A 15,552-nucleotide genomic window follows, 5' to 3' on the forward strand; every position below is an offset into this window, starting at 1 on the left:
TTTGCACCGCTTTTGTGAATTCTTAGCATTTGAATTCCGCAGCGCAACAGAGGACGACTGAGGCAAGCCAGCGGTACGGCCCGCGACGGCTACCATATTTGAATTATAAAAGAGCCTCCTATGACCGATATTGCGATGACTATCCCAGACCTTCACGCGGCCTATGCGCGCGGTGTGTCGCCTGAACAAATCATCGCACAGGTCTATACCCGACTGCGTGAAGTGGACGACCCATGCATCTTTCTATCGATGGCAAGCGAGGCCGACGCCCAAGCAGCAGCGGCCGCTCTTGGCCCATATGACCCTGCCAAACCGCTTTGGGGTGTCCCTTTTGCGGTAAAAGACAACATCGATGTCGCGGGGTACGAGACAACCGCCGCCTGCCCCGCTTATGCCTATACCCCGACGCAAGACGCATTCGTCGTCGACAAACTGCGCGAGGCGGGGGCAATTTTCATCGGCAAGACCAACCTTGACCAATTTGCGACAGGGCTTGTGGGCGTCCGCACCCCTTATGGCGCGCCGCGCAATTCTATCGATCCTGAAATCGTGCCCGGTGGGTCCTCGGGCGGCTCGGGCGTGGCGGTGGGGCATGGTATTGTCGCCTTCTCGCTTGGCACCGATACCGCAGGGTCCGGGCGGGTGCCGGCAGCGCTGAACAATATTGTAGGCCTGAAACCAACACTCGGTGCCTTATCTGCAACTGGTGTCGTGCCCGCGTGCCGGTCGGTCGAGACGATCTCGATCTTCGCGCTCACCGTCGCGGACGCCTATACTGCTTTCTCTGTCGCCTACGCCTATGACGCCGCCGATGCCTATGCACGCCACATCTCGGCCCCTGCCCTCGCTGCGCCAAAATCCGCCCCAGTGATCGGCATCCCCAGCCGTGACAGCATCCGCTTTTCGGGTGACGCCGTTCAAGAGGCTTCGTTCAACGCAGCGGTGGACCTGCTACGCGGCCAAGGGGCCGAGATACGCGAGATTGATTTCACGCCGCTCTATGATGTGGCGGATATGCTTTATGAAGGGGCGTGGGTCGCGGAGCGGTATACCGTCATCGAGGATCTTTTGCATACAGACCCAGAGGCGATCCTGCCTGTCACGCGCCAGGTCATTTGCAAGGCCGAAGCGCTTTCTGCCGCAGATGCGTTTCGCGGCATGTACCGTCTGAAAGAGCTGTCGCGCATTGCTGAAACCGCGTTGGAGGGCTTGGATATGCTCTGCGTGCCAACCATTCCGACCTTCCACACTGTCGCCGAGCTAGAGGCCGACCCGATCGGTCCGAACTCGAACTTCGGCACCTATACGAACTTTGTGAACCTGCTGGATATGTGCGGTATCGCCGTGCCCGTGCCGGCGCGCAGTGATGGCCGTCCGGGCAGCGTCACATTGCTAGCAGCCGCGGGCAAAGATGCGGATATCGCCGCCTCAGGTCTTGCACTGGAGGCCGCAGGGAAGCGGAACCTAGGCGCAACAGGTTGGCCGTTCAACGGCACGCCCACGCTTGAAGCTGCAACGACCGACGGTCTGATCCTCGCGGTCTGCGGCGCTCACATGCACGGGCTGCCGTTGAACCATCAATTGACCAAGCGGGGCGCGACCTATCACGGCACAGCGACGACCACCGATAGCTATCGTTTCTACGCGCTCGCCGGCGACCCTCCTGCAAGGCCGGGCTTGGTGAAAGGCACCCCCGGATCAGGTGCTTCCATTGCGGTAGAACTGTGGTCCCTGCCCTTTGAAAAGGTCGGCGGCTTTCTGGAAGCCATTCCCGCCCCTCTTGGTATCGGCACTGTCGATCTGTCCGACGGGCGGCAGGTAAAAGGGTTCATTTGTGAAGCCGAAGCCGTTGCAGATGGTACAGACATCACTCAGATCGGCGATTGGCGACGTTATCTAGCGCAGCTGTGAGGTACGTAGCGCCCCATCTCTAAGGTGGCTTCGTATCTTCGGTTTCCCAGCTGTTCGGAATCGACGAGGGTTCATCTCTGGTAGTCGCAGTTGCTCCCCATAACTGTCAATCGGCAGGCAATCCTGACCCCTTGGGGGGTGCGGACAAAAACTTGGACTGTTTTTAAGGCATAAGGCCGAGGCTTTTACGGTACTCGATTGGGCTTCTGCCACCAAGGGACATCTTGATGCGTGTTTCGTTATACCAACGGATGTAGGCGTCAACCTCGTGAATAAACTGGGCCACGGTGAAGGCTCGCCAATCTTGAGGATAGAAGAACTCAGTCTTCAGGCGTCCGAAGAAGCCTTCACATGCGGCATTGTCCTGCGAACTCGCCTTTCGTGACATCGAACGAACGAGCTTTGCTGCATCGATACGTTCCAGCCAGCCAGGCCAGCGATAGTGGCCTCCGCGATCGCTGTGGACTATAGGCCGCACTGAATCGCCCCGAGTTTGTCGGAGACCATCAACTTAAGTAAGGATGATGGTTATGACAAAAAGCAAAATGGCAAATCGCTACTCGCCAGAGGTCCGCGCTCGCGCGGTCCGAATGGTGTTCGAGCATCAAGGCTCCTACGAAACGCAGGCGGGCGCGATCGCGGCCATTGCACCCAAGATCGGCTGTATTCCCCAAACCTTGAGCGGATGGGTCAAGCAGGCTGAGAAGGACAGCGGCATGCGCGACGGAGTGACAACCGAAGAGCGTGATCGCATCAAGACGCTGGAACGGGAAAACCGTGAGCTGCGCCAAGCGAATGAAATTCTCCGCAAGGCATCAGCTTATTTTGCGCAGGCGGAACTCGACCGCCCACTCAAGCGATGATCGGCTTCATTGATGATCAAAGGGCTGTTTACGGTGTCGAGTCAATCTGCAGGGTGTTGCCGATTGCGCCGTCAACTTATTACCATCGTCTGGCATGCCTCGCTGATCCGGCCAAAGCTTCTGCCCGGTATCAGCGGGATACAGAGCTGCGCCCGGAGATCAAACGTGTCTGGGATGAGAATTATCAGGTCTACGGGGTGCGCAAGGCCTGGCATCAGTTGAAACGTGAGGGCTTTGAGGTTGCAAGATGCACGGTGCAACGGTTGATGAAACAGATTGGCATCCGTGGGGCTGTGCGGGGCAAGGTGGTCAAAACAACCGTGCCTGACACGTCAGCGCCTTGTCCGCGTGACAAGGTGAACCGCGTGTTCCGAGCACCAGCTCCGAACCTTCTCTGGGTCAGCGATTTTACGTATGTGTCGACGTGGCAGGGCTTTGTCTATGTGGCCTTCGTCATCGATACGTTTGCTGATCGCATCGTCGGATGGCGGGTCTCACGATCCGCCAAAACGGACTTTGTTCTCGATGCTTTGGAGCAGGCCCTGCATGACCGACGGCCGGTCCAGAAAAGTGGATTGGTTCACCATTCGGATCGCGGCGGTCAATATTTGTCCATTCGTTACACCGAGCGTTTGGCTGAGGCTGGCATCGAACCGTCGGTAGGCAGCGTCGGGGATTCCTATGATAACGCCCTCGCTGAGACAATTAACGGTCTCTACAAAACAGAGCTGGTCCATCGCCAAGGACCGTGGCGCAACATGCAGGATCTGGAACTGGCCACCCTCGGCTGGGTCGATTGGTTCAACAACCGGCGTCTACTTGGTCCCATCGGAAACATCCCGCCAGCAGAGGCTGAACAGAACTTCTATGCACAGCACGACGTGCTCGATATGGTCGCGTGAAATGAAGCTATAGGTCTCCGGTAAATCCGGGGCGATTCAAAGACCTTGATCGAAACGCGACCTTCTGTGCGGTTGTTGACCTCTTCGGCGAAACCAGTGGCAGCAACGTGCCAGCTATGGCTTTCCGGCAGAACGTGGCCCAGACGGATCGACACGTCATCCGCGAGGGCGGTAAGCGGCGCAAAGGCCATAAGGCTGGCCGCCAGCAGGCCGCCTTTGATCAATGTGGTGGGGGATTTCATTTTGGTCTCTCCTGTTGTGCATTATTTGGAACAGAAGAAATACGGATCGCCGTTTCTACGCAAATAGGCTGGGCCTATAATTGAAAAAGCTTTCTTGAATGCTCGACGGCCTGACCACAGGGCTGCACTTTCGCGCGGCGTGAAGGCTTGCCCACATCATGCGCACCCGCTCATGGGTCGCCCTGCTAAGCGCACGACTAGTGGAAATCTCTGCTTGGGAACAAGCGCTTGGCCTGATCGCGGGGGTGCATGGCACGGGGTTGGGTGCAGGATCTTGGTGCGTCGTCGGCTTGGGGTTGCGTGATGCCTACCGCATCATCCATCGGGTGGCCGAGACGGCTGAGATAGTGCGACACGTCTTCGATGCTATGCGCAATCACATGCACCACGATACCTTCGCGTTGTACATGCCCGGTGATGCGCAGCAAGCGCCCCGTCATCACCGCGCGGCGGAATTGTGCATAGACCTTTTTCCAGACCACCACATTTGACACACCTGTTTCATCCTCAAGCGTCAGGAAAACGACACCCGACGCCGTACCGGGCCGTTGCCGCGTGATCACCAGACCGCAGACAGAAATGGGCCTTTGTGCCATAGGCCCCAAAGGCACCTCGGGCAGCGCGTCATGAGCTGTCAGCCCCGTCATGGCCGGGCGCAACAGTTCCATCGGGTGGGCTTTCAGCGACAGGCGCATGGCCACGTAATCCTCGACCACTTCCTGCCCTAAATGCATTGCGGGCAAGGTGACGGGCTGTTCGGCAATGCCCTCGCCCTCGATCTTATCATTGAACAACGGCAAGGGCGCGTTGCCTTTGATCGCTTTTACCGCCCACAAGGCGTCGCGTCGTCCCAAGCCAAGCCCTGCATAGGCGTCGGCTTCGGCCAAACGTTCCAGAACCGAGGGCGAAAGCCCTGCCCTTAACCACAAAGCTTCGGGATCGGGGTAGCCATTGCCACGCGCGGCAACGATCCACCCTGCATCCTCTTCACGAAAGCCTTTGATCTGGCGAAACCCCAATCGCAAAGCCAGCGACCCGTCGCTGCGCTTTTCAAGCGCGTTGTCCCATTCGCTTGTGTTGACACAGACGGGGCGCACTTCGATGTGATGCTCGCGGGCATCGCGCACGATCTGGGCGGGCGCATAAAACCCCATAGGCTGCGCATTCAGCAACCCGCAGGCAAAGGCTGCCGGATGGTGGCATTTCAGCCAGGCCGATACATAGGCAAGCATTGCAAAAGCAGCGGCATGGCTTTCAGGGAAACCGTATTCGCCAAAACCCTCAATCTGGGAAAAGCAATTCTCGGCGAAAGCTTTTTCATAGCCCCGCGCCAACATGCCATTGATGAATTTATCGCGAAGCTGGCCAATCGTCCCCATCCGCCTGAAGGTCGCCATAGACCGGCGCAGCTGGTCTGCCTCGCTTGGCAGGAACCCGGCTGCGACGACAGCGATCTGCATGGCTTGTTCCTGAAACAATGGCACGCCAAGCGTTTTGCCCAGCACGTCTTCAAGCTCTTTCGAGGGGAAAACCACGGCTTCGTTCCCCTGCCTGCGATTGATATAGGGGTGTACCATGCCGCCCTGAATGGGGCCGGGGCGCACAATCGCCACCTCGATCACCAAATCATAGAATGCGCGGGGCTTCATCCGCGGCAGAAAGTTCATCTGCGCGCGGCTTTCCACCTGAAACACACCAATGGCGTCCGCAACGCACAGCATGTCATAGGTTTGCGCATCATCTTGGGGTATGCTGGCGATACTGTATTTTTTGCCCCCATGTTGCGCGATCAGATCAAAGCTTTTGCGGATACAGGTGAGCATCCCAAGCGACAGGATATCGACCTTCAGAATATTCAGAGCGTCGATATCATCCTTGTCCCATTCGATGATCGTGCGGTCATCCATCGCGGCGTTTTCGATAGGGCAAAGCTCATCCAATCGCCCCTTGGTGATGACAAACCCGCCGACATGCTGGCTCAGATGTCGCGGAAACCCGATGATTTCACCAATCAGCTTGATGGTCAGCGCCAGACGCGGTTCCGATAGATCAAGCCCTAGTTGTTTAACGCGCTCGGGGTCCGGCCCGCCATTGCTGGTGCCCCAGATTTGCCCCGAGAGATTGGCCGTGACATCCTTGGACAAGCCCATAACCTTGCCCACCTCGGAGATCGCCGCGCGCGAGCGGAAATGGATCACCGTGGCGCAAAGCCCGGCGCGGTGCCGGCCGTATTTGGCGTAGATATGCTGGATGACCTCTTCGCGGCGTTCATGTTCGAAATCGACGTCGATATCCGGCGGCTCTCCGCGATGTTCCGACACAAAGCGTTCCACCACCATGGTAATCGTCTCGGGGCTGACGTCGGTGATGCCCAACAGATAGCACAAGATCGAATTGGCCGCAGACCCCCGCCCTTGGCACAAGATCCCCTTGGAGCGCGCGAATTGAACGATGTCATGCACCGTGAGGAAATAGGCCGGAAAATCGAGCGTCTTGACCAACGCCAGTTCTTTTTCCATTTGCGCAATCGCCCGCGCGGGTGCCCCCTTGGGATAGCGGACCTTCAGCCCCTCGGACGCCAACCGCGCCAAACGGTCTTGGGGCGTTTCATTGTCTGCGATCTCGTCCGGATAATCATAGCTGAGTTCGGACAGGCAAAAGCTGGATTTTGCCGCGATCTGTGTCGTGCGGCGCAAGGCCGCCGGGTGACGGGCGAACAGGCGCTTCATATCAGCTTCGGGCTTGAGCCGTTTTTCAGCGTTGGGTAAGGCACGCGTGCCGATTTGATCGATCGTAATATTGTGGCGCAGGCAGGTCAGAACATCAGCCAACTGCCGTCGCGCACCGTGGTGCATCAACACATCCCCCACGGCCACCATCGGCGCTGCGGTGCGATGCGCGAGGGTGGCGCAGGCATCAAAATAGCGTTGATCACTGCCATCATAGCGCGGCGCGACACCGATAAAGACATCCGCAGGAAAGTGCTTTTTCAGCGTCGCAATATCGGGCTGGCTGGCTTTTAGGGACGCTTGCGGCACTGCAATCAAGCTCATGCCTGCACAGCCTTGAACCAGATCGGGCAGGTCCAGATAGCAGGCCCCTTTGGGGGCACGTCGTTTGCCAAGGGTCAATAACCGCGTCAACCGCGCATAGGCTTCACGATCGTGGGGCAATGCGACCCAATGGGTATCGCTATCGCGCAAGATCAGCCGCGCCCCGATAACAAGCCTTGGCAAGGGCGCATCAGCCCCCAACTCGCGCCGAAGCTCTTTCAGAGCGGAATAGGCCCGAACGACCCCGGCCAGCGAATTATGGTCTGTGATGGCCAAGGCGTTCAGCCCCAACTCGGCCGCCCGAGAGACCAATTCCTCTGGGTGGGATGCCCCCCGCAGGAACGTAAAGTTAGACGTGCAACACAGTTCCGCATAACCGGGATCCAGAGACGGGTTTCGCGCCTTCATGGAAATTCACCCTGCACAAACCAGTTCGGATTTTGCGGCGTATAAAACAACCACAATCGCCGGCCCTGCGTTGTGTCCACTTTCCAATAATCCCGCACACCTGACCGCCAGTTGTCATCTGGCAACCACCATTCAGGGGCGATACGTTCAGGCCCTGTCGCCCGCCCCGTGGTCAGCGACATCCGGCGCCAGCGAAACTGTGCGGGCGGCCGTGCCCCGCTGGCTGCGATGGGTTCCGGCGGGAACAGGCACAAAGGGCGCAGCCGCAGAGTGGACCATGATCCCGTGGCGGTACTGTAGGCCGCTGGTACGATTTGAAAGCTCCGCTCGGGGATATGACTGTCTGCCGGTAGAAAACGTTGAATGTTTTCAAGCCCGATCCGGTTACCAAGACGGGTGATCAGATCCTCCAGCCCGTCAGGGCGCGCAGCCGTGGCCGCGGTGATTTGTGCGTCGGCAAGGTTTTCGACCTGCGTCGCTTCAAGCCGTAACTGGTCGATGCCAAAACCCGCATCCACAGTCCGGATCCCCCGGTCAAATAAGGGCAAAATACGCATTGCATCGCGCATTGGCGCCGCGAGACGCAGTTCGATTTGCTGCGCGCCCTGATCCACCCGCCGCATCGTTAACTGCAATCGCCGTGCCCCCATGGCCTGGCGTTTCAACTTGTCGCAAAGCTGATCCAGCAACCTTTTCGTGCCCGCCATCACATCAGCGCTCAGCCCGATCGGCTCGGGCAATGTCATACGCACAGCATAGTGCGGTGCCTCGCCAATCGGTGTGATCGTCTCGTCCTGGGTGCCCATTGCCTGATCCAGTCGCAACATGACATTCGGCCCGAAACGACGCGCGATTGTCATGCGGGGCAAAGCCAACAGGTCCGAGATTTTCCGCAAGCCAAGCCGCTGCAACGCCGTGTCAGTTTTCTCGTCAAGACGCAGCGCAGCAACGGGCAATGCAGTGATATCCGCATCGGGCTTGCGGGCATAATGCGTGCGCGCCCAAGCTGCCCCGCGGGTATCGGCCGCCGCGATACGCCCGTTCAGCCCCGCACGCGCAAGACGGTGACGCATATCATCCAGCATTTCCGCCTCACCGCCAAACAGATGCACTGACCCGGTGATGTTCAGGACCAAACCATCCCTCCCATCCACCCCCACCCAAGGGCAGTATCGTTTGCTCCACCGGGCAAGTGATTGCAAAAACCGCGCGTCCTCTTGGGGATTGGCTGCTGCGCTGGAAAGCTCGGGGCAATAGGCACGGGCATCTGACAACCCCATGCCACGATGCAACCCCTGCGCCTCTGCCGCTTGGTTCAAACAGTAGATGCGGTCGGTATTTTTCGCGTGTTGCACCAGCGCGAAAGGGCGATCGCTATTGGCGGCCTCACGCGTCCGCGCGCGCAGCACCCTATCGCTGGGCAGTCGGGGAAACCACACTGATGCGACGCGTTTGCGCATTCCACTTCACAGTCCAAGCCGCTACCGTTCCTGATTTGTTCTTTATAAGTTTCCAATTTTGCAGAGTTGAGTCCTCGGCTGTGTTGCCTTCATCATAAACAGGGGTGCAGTGCCATCTGGTCTGCGCGGCATTGTTCCCCATTCCTTCAGGCAAAATGCAAAGCCCTGTGGCGTTCCCTTCTTGCGCAGCCAGTTGCAAACGCCGCCCTTCCGTTAACCCAATGGGCTGTGTGAGCTCTGCGATCACCACTGCCACATGCCCCGACCGTAACGCCTCCTCGGTCGAGGCGAGCACATCGATATGACGCGGCGCCTGCGCGATCAGCAGTTGCGATGGATCAAGATATGCCGCGCCCCCCACCGGATTGATCTGCGTGCCGTGCCATGCCTCACGCACCCAAAGCGCTGCTCCGCCATTCGCGCCACAGACCTGACCGGCCAGTGCATATGCAAAAGCATAGGCAGACGCCCCGCAAACCTCATGGGTGCGGGTAGTCTTGAGCGGAAAGTGAGATTCGAAGTGGGCCATGGCTCAGATCATACAAGACGGAACAAAAGATGCACATTGAAGACATCTCGGCTTGCTGACCTGCCACTGAACTTTCATCCAGCCGTGACCAGCGCCCGCAAACGATGTGGGCGTTTTTTATATCGTATTTTGTTTTATTTGGTTGCGGGAGTAGGATTTGAACCTACGACCTTCAGGTTATGAGCCTGACGAGCTACCGGGCTGCTCCATCCCGCGCCGGGTGCCAATGTTTTTGTATTGGCTTATTAATTGTCATCGTTGAGAGATACGTAGAGGTTTTGCTAGGTTTGGCGGTGACCTACTCTCCCACGTCTTAAGACGCAGTACCATTGGCGCAGTAGCACTTAACTGCCGAGTTCGGGATGGGATCGGGTGTTTTGCTTACGCTATGACCACCAAACCGAGTAAAACCTCTATGTTGCTGCTTTTGCCATTGGCAAAAGAGCAACAAGCGGGAGAGAGCGTATCCGAAGGATGCGCGTTCCCGCCCCCCTCACCATTCTGGGTAAGGATTTGTCCAAGTCAGTACGACTGATTGTATGTGTATGCTTTTGTCCGAGTAGAAAGTCTTTCTTCTACTGGATCAAATCAAGCCTATCGAGCAATTAGTACCAGTCAACTGAACGTATTACTACGCTTACATCTCTGGCCTATCGACGAGATGGTCTATCTCGGCTCTCAGGGATACCTTGTTTTGAGGGGGGCTTCCCGCTTAGATGCCTTCAGCGGTTATCCTGTCCGATCATAGCTACCCAGCACTGCTATTGGCATAACAACTGGTCCACCAGTGGATCGTTCACCCCGGTCCTCTCGTACTAGGGGCAACTCCTCTCAAGTATCCTACACCCACGGAAGATAGGGACCGAACTGTCTCACGACGTTCTAAACCCAGCTCACGTACCTCTTTAAACGGCGAACAGCCGTACCCTTGGGACCTGCTCCAGCCCCAGGATGAGATGAGCCGACATCGAGGTGCCAAACACTGCCGTCGATATGGACTCTTGGGCAGTATCAGCCTGTTATCCCCGGCGTACCTTTTATCCGTTGAGCGATGGCCCTCCCACTTGGGACCACCGGATCACTATGGCCGTCTTTCGACTCTGCTCGACTTGTCAGTCTCGCAGTCAGGCTGGCTTCTGCCATTGCACTCAACGAGCGATTTCCGACCGCTCTGAGCCAACCTTCGCGCGCCTCCGTTACGATTTAGGAGGCGACCGCCCCAGTCAAACTACCCACCACACAGGGTCCCGGATCCGGATAACGGACCGCGGTTAGACATCAAGCAGAACAAGGGTGGTATCTCAAGGGAGGCTCCACGCAGACTGGCGTCCACGTTTCAAAGCCCACCACCTATCCTGCACATGTTCGGCCTAATGCCAGTGTGAAGTTGTAGTAAAGGTGCACGGGGTCTTTCCGTCTAACCGCGGGTAACCGGCATCTTGACCGGTAATTCAATTTCGCTGAGTCTATGTTGGAGACAGCGGGGAAGTCGTTACGCCATTCGTGCAGGTCGGAACTTACCCGACAAGGAATTTCGCTACCTTAGGACCGTTATAGTTACGGCCGCCGTTTACCTGGGCTTCAATTCAGAGCTCTCACTCCTCCTTTTAACCTTCAGGCACCGGGCAGGCGTCAGACCCTATACGTCGTCTTACGACTTCGCAGAGCCCTGTGTTTTTAATAAACAGTCGCCACCCCCTGGTTTGTGCCCCCAGCCCCTAGTTGCCTAGGAACCGGGCCTCCTTCTCGCGAACTTACGGAGGTATTTTGCCGAGTTCCTTCAACATAGTTCTCTCAAGCGCCTTGGTATTCTCTACCTATCCACCTGTGTCGGTTTAGGGTACGATCTAGCGATGGAGCTATTTCCAGGGACCTCTAAGCAGCCCATTCAATCCGATAAGGATGAACTACCCTCGAGATCCGTCACTTCCATCTGGCCCAGGAATATTAACCTGGTTCCCATCGACTACGCCTTTCGGCCTCGCCTTAGGGGTCGGCTTACCCTGCTCAGATTAGCTTTAAGCAGGAACCCTTGGATTTTCGGCGAGAGTGTCTCTCACACTCTTTGTCGCTACTCATGTCATCATTCTCACTAGTGATCTCTCCACCGGATCGCTCACGCGCCGGCTTCACAGAAAGCTCCGCGTCTCCAATACCCCGAAGGGCTAAGGAGACATGGAACTATGTCACACTACGCTCTGCTACCATGCAATTAATGCATCCTAAGCTTCGGCTCATGGCTTGAGCCCCGTTACATCTTCGCCGCAAGACAACTTATTTAGACCAGTGAGCTGTTACGCTATCTTTAAAGGATGGCTGCTTCTAAGCCAACCTCCTGGTTGTTTTGGTCGTCTCACCTGCTTTCCCACTTAGCCATGAATTAGGGGCCTTAGCTGTAGGTCAGGGTTGTTTCCCTCTTCACAACGGACGTTAGCATCCGCTGTGTGTCTGCCATCTAGTACTCCTCGGTATTCGGAGTTTGGTTAGGATCAGTAAGCCTGTGGGGCCCCATTACCCATCCAGTGCTCTACCCCCGAGGGTATTCGGATGACGCTCTACCTAAATAGATTTCGCAGAGAACCAGCTATCTCCGAGTTTGATTGGCCTTTCACCCCTAGGCACAGCTCATCCCGATCCTTTTCAACGGATGTGGGTTCGGTCCTCCAATAAGTGTTACCTTATCTTCAACCTGGCCATGCCTAGATCACTCGGTTTCGGGTCTGATCCCACAAACTCAACGCCCTATTAAGACTTGCTTTCGCTACGCCTACACCTAACGGCTTAAGCTTGCTTGTGAGACCAAGTCGATGACCCATTATACAAAAGGTACGCTGTCAGGCCGTAAAGACCCTCCAACTGATTGTAGGCGTTCGGTTTCAGGTACTGTTTCACTCCCCTCGTCGGGGTGCTTTTCACCTTTCCCTCACGGTACTGGTTCACTATCGGTCAGTAAGGAGTACTTAGCCTTCGAAGGTGGTCCTCCGATCTTCAGACAGAATTTCACGTGTTCCGCCCTACTTAATACGTCCAATCATGCTTCTTATACGGGACTATCACCCACTTTGGTTGCGCATTCCAACGCATTCTAACCACATTCATGGCTCGGCTGGTCCCCGTTCGCTCGCCGCTACTAGGGGAGTATCAATTGATTTCCTTTCCTCCGGGTACTTAGATGTTTCAGTTCCCCGGGTTTGCTTTTATAAACCTATGTATTCAGTCTATAAATACCTGGTTCTGCTTACTGATGAACCCACCGTCTGTTACCTGCGAACTTACGTCCTCAAGTAGCAAAGCGGTAGGACAACAATAAACAATCAGGTGGGTTGCCCCATTCAGAAATCCATGGATCAAAGCTTATTCTCAGCTCCCCATGGCTTATCGCAGAGTATCACGTCTTTCATCGCCTCTTACTGCCAAGGCATTCACCAAACGCCCTTTTCGCGCTTGATTTGATCCAGAAAAAGAAAGACTGATTTAATGTCCTACCGCCTATTCGGCTACTTGAGGACAATTTAGACCCTCAAACGGCCGGTAGAGTGCAGGACGTCAGTCCAACGCGGGAGACAGAAGCTGGTAAGAAACTGTCTTCCCTTATTCCAGATCAAAAGCATACTTTTACCCGCCCACTCTCTCAGAGTGGACAGCGAGTAGTGCATCTAGCCTACCTTCCGTGCAGGAAGCAGGCGTCACTACTCTGGTTAGTGTACTTGACTTGGACAACACGTCGCTTTCAGTCGCGATACGTTCAAAAGACCGAGGAAACAGTCAAGTAAACGCCGGCTCCAAAAGGAGCAGCAACCGAGATCATCACCTAACGCGGTGCGATCAGATCGTGTTGTTTGTTACTTCAAGATTACTCTCAAAGTAACTGTATCTCTCTTTACGATGTCAATCAGATGCATTCCAAAGGAATGTCACCCATGCGCTTTCGCGCCGTCCGATTGGACGATTAAGAACTGCGTACAGTGCTTAATGGTCAAATCGTGTGCTTACCCAACGCGTGCTTTGCTGCGCAAAACCCTGTTTGGGCGACGATCTTTAGTTGGCAAAGATCTTGGTGGGTCGAGGAGGACTTGAACCTCCGACCTCACGCTTATCAGGCGTGCGCTCTAACCACCTGAGCTACCGACCCAGCGTGTTTTGCAAAGCAAAACCGCGACGTCCCGGCAGGGCATTCCGAAGGAATGTCCCGAGAGGGACCAGCCCAAGCGGTTATTCAAGGGCCGTATGCTTGGTGGAGCCTAGGAGGATCGAACTCCTGACCTCCTGAATGCAAATCAGGCGCTCTCCCAGCTGAGCTAAGGCCCCAGCGTAGCCCGAGGGCTGCGTGTTACGTTGGCTGCATGAAGCAACCCGGCCCCTTTCGGGACACCGCTGCGCGGTACCCTGTCGGGGCTTCGCGCCTCACTGCGTGAGACGCTTGCTGAAGAGATATGAGGACGGCTCGGTCCGAAAGGTCATCTTGCGATGCCTTGAATATGGTCAGTTTTGTTTACTGACCTGCTAAGTGATCTACGAGTGAGAACAAGTTCTCGCTGCTAAGATCATCCTTAGAAAGGAGGTGATCCAGCCGCAGGTTCCCCTACGGCTACCTTGTTACGACTTCACCCCAGTCGCTGATCCTACCGTGGCCGCCTGCCCCCCGAAGGTTAGCGCAGCGTCGTCGGGTAGAACCAACTCCCATGGTGTGACGGGCGGTGTGTACAAGGCCCGGGAACGTATTCACCGCGTCATGCTGTTACGCGATTACTAGCGATTCCGACTTCATGGGGTCGAGTTGCAGACCCCAATCCGAACTGAGACAGCTTTTTGGGATTAACCCATTGTCACTGCCATTGTAGCACGTGTGTAGCCCAACCCGTAAGGGCCATGAGGACTTGACGTCATCCACACCTTCCTCCCGCTTATCACGGGCAGTTTCCTTAGAGTGCCCAGCCGAACTGCTGGCAACTAAGGATGTGGGTTGCGCTCGTTGCCGGACTTAACCGAACATCTCACGACACGAGCTGACGACAGCCATGCAGCACCTGTCACTGCGTCACCGAAGTGAACGCCCGATCTCTCGGGTTAGCACAGGATGTCAAGGGTTGGTAAGGTTCTGCGCGTTGCTTCGAATTAAACCACATGCTCCACCGCTTGTGCGGGCCCCCGTCAATTCCTTTGAGTTTTAATCTTGCGACCGTACTCCCCAGGCGGAATGCTTAATCCGTTAGGTGTGTCACCGAACAGTATACTGCCCGACGACTGGCATTCATCGTTTACGGTGTGGACTACCAGGGTATCTAATCCTGTTTGCTCCCCACACTTTCGTACCTCAGCGTCAGTATCGAGCCAGTGAGCCGCCTTCGCCACTGGTGTTCCTCCAAATATCTACGAATTTCACCTCTACACTTGGAATTCCACTCACCTCTCTCGAACTCTAGACTGATAGTTTTGGAGGCAGTTCCAGGGTTGAGCCCTGGGATTTCACCCCCAACTTTCCAATCCGCCTACGTACGCTTTACGCCCAGTAATTCCGAACAACGCTAACCCCCTCCGTATTACCGCGGCTGCTGGCACGGAGTTAGCCGGGGTTTCTTTACCAGGTACTGTCATTATCATCCCTGGCGAAAGTGCTTTACGATCCTAAGACCTTCATCACACACGCGGCATGGCTAGATCAGGCTTGCGCCCATTGTCTAAGATTCCCCACTGCTGCCTCCCGTAGGAGTCTGGGCCGTGTCTCAGTCCCAGTGTTGCTGATCATCCTCTAAAACCAGCTATAGATCGTAGACTTGGTAGGCCATTACCCCACCAACTATCTAATCTAACGCGGGCCAATCCTTTCCCGATAAATCTTTCCCCCGAAGGGCTTATACGGTATTACTCTCAGTTTCCCGAGGCTATTCCGTAGAAAAGGGTATGTTCCCACGCGTTACTAACCCGTCCGCCGCTCACCCGAAGGTGCGCTCGACTTGCATGTGTTAGGCCTGCCGCCAGCGTTCGTTCTGAGCCAGGATCAAACTCTCAAGTTGAAACGCATTACTGCGTATCCTTGACGTCGAACCTCTGCACATCAAACCTGCATCACTTACTGAATGATTCAGGCGTTTTCTCCGTTTGAAGTGCTTAAAGTTACCAAAGTAACAACAAGCCGTCCAAACAGTGAAGCTGACACTCCATCATCGGCCGAAGCCTAAGAGCG

Annotated in this window: 6 protein-coding genes, 3 tRNA genes, 3 rRNA genes, 1 pseudogene and 1 other annotated feature; of the genes and pseudogenes, 2 read left to right on the plus strand and 11 right to left on the minus strand. The window is 56.0% G+C overall.

The window, feature by feature from the left end; genetic code table 11:
- The first annotated feature begins 135 nt into the window (after nt 1–135).
- Entirely contained in the window at nt 136–1,911 is a 1,776-nt protein-coding gene (gene atzF / locus SJY36_RS16290; protein ID WP_367580983.1) for an allophanate hydrolase, read from the plus strand.
- Between the two features lie 163 nt (nt 1,912–2,074).
- Here atzF and SJY36_RS16295 read toward each other — a convergent pair.
- Nucleotides 2,075–2,386: pseudogene (locus SJY36_RS16295) on the minus strand (transposase); the annotation flags it as partial.
- Between the two features lie 55 nt (nt 2,387–2,441).
- Between SJY36_RS16295 and SJY36_RS16300 the strand changes: the two are divergent.
- Nucleotides 2,442–3,676, plus strand: a protein-coding gene (locus SJY36_RS16300) for an IS3 family transposase (protein WP_386172136.1) whose coding sequence is annotated in 2 segments (ribosomal slippage) — nt 2,442–2,736 and nt 2,736–3,676 — 1,236 coding nt in all. Because the reading frame shifts where the segments join, the coding sequence is not laid out codon by codon here.
- Nucleotides 2,729–2,845 (plus strand) — a sequence feature (AL1L pseudoknot). (Overlaps the previous gene by 117 nt.)
- Here SJY36_RS16300 and SJY36_RS16305 read toward each other — a convergent pair.
- From SJY36_RS16305 to SJY36_RS16350, 10 genes are all read right to left on the minus strand, one after another.
- The gene (locus SJY36_RS16305; protein WP_386176596.1) at nt 3,640–3,918 is read right to left on the minus strand and encodes a hypothetical protein; all 279 of its coding nucleotides are present in this window, start codon (nt 3,916–3,918) and stop codon (nt 3,640–3,642) included. The two genes, SJY36_RS16300 and SJY36_RS16305, sit on opposite strands and share 37 nt — an antisense overlap.
- Before the next feature lie 197 nt (nt 3,919–4,115).
- Complete coding sequence (locus SJY36_RS16310) at nt 4,116–7,379, minus strand: error-prone DNA polymerase (protein WP_081781313.1); 3,264 nt, start codon at nt 7,377–7,379, stop codon at nt 4,116–4,118.
- On the minus strand, nt 7,376–8,839 hold the full coding sequence (locus tag SJY36_RS16315) for a DNA polymerase Y family protein (RefSeq protein WP_200867217.1): 1,464 nt from the start codon (nt 8,837–8,839) through the stop codon (nt 7,376–7,378). The genes SJY36_RS16310 and SJY36_RS16315 overlap by 4 nt, the downstream gene beginning before the upstream one ends.
- A complete protein-coding gene (locus SJY36_RS16320; RefSeq protein WP_037967355.1) occupies nt 8,790–9,368 on the minus strand; it encodes an ImuA family protein in 579 nt (192 codons plus the stop codon). Before SJY36_RS16320 ends, SJY36_RS16315 begins: the two co-directional genes overlap by 50 nt.
- Nucleotides 9,369–9,507: 139 nt before the next feature.
- Nucleotides 9,508–9,584: transfer RNA gene (locus SJY36_RS16325), tRNA-Met, on the minus strand.
- Between the two features lie 69 nt (nt 9,585–9,653).
- Nucleotides 9,654–9,768: ribosomal RNA gene (gene rrf / locus SJY36_RS16330) — 5S ribosomal RNA — on the minus strand.
- Nucleotides 9,769–9,952: 184 nt separating this feature from the next.
- A 23S ribosomal RNA gene (locus SJY36_RS16335) occupies nt 9,953–12,818 on the minus strand.
- Between the two features lie 605 nt (nt 12,819–13,423).
- Nucleotides 13,424–13,500 (minus strand) — tRNA-Ile (locus SJY36_RS16340).
- 100 nt (nt 13,501–13,600) lie between these two features.
- A tRNA-Ala gene (locus SJY36_RS16345) sits at nt 13,601–13,676 on the minus strand.
- A 246-nt stretch (nt 13,677–13,922) separates the two neighbouring features.
- A 16S ribosomal RNA gene (locus SJY36_RS16350) occupies nt 13,923–15,382 on the minus strand.
- The 16S, 23S and 5S rRNA genes sit together here with 3 tRNA genes alongside, the layout of an rRNA operon.
- Nucleotides 15,383–15,552: the final 170 nt, after the last annotated feature.

This window comes from Sulfitobacter sp. R86518, from assembly GCF_042466275.1.
GTDB classification, from domain to species: domain Bacteria; phylum Pseudomonadota; class Alphaproteobacteria; order Rhodobacterales; family Rhodobacteraceae; genus Sulfitobacter; species Sulfitobacter pontiacus.

Coding starts and splice junctions, on each gene's coding strand:
- SJY36_RS16315 (WP_200867217.1), bottom strand. CDS start 8,839: ATGCGCAAACGCGTCGCATCAGTGTGGTTTCCCCGACTGCCCAGCGAT.
- SJY36_RS16305 (WP_386176596.1), bottom strand. CDS start 3,918: ATGAAATCCCCCACCACATTGATCAAAGGCGGCCTGCTGGCGGCCAGC.
- SJY36_RS16320 (WP_037967355.1), bottom strand. CDS start 9,368: ATGGCCCACTTCGAATCTCACTTTCCGCTCAAGACTACCCGCACCCAT.
- SJY36_RS16310 (WP_081781313.1), bottom strand. CDS start 7,379: ATGAAGGCGCGAAACCCGTCTCTGGATCCCGGTTATGCGGAACTGTGT.
- atzF (WP_367580983.1), top strand. CDS start 136: ATGACTATCCCAGACCTTCACGCGGCCTATGCGCGCGGTGTGTCGCCT.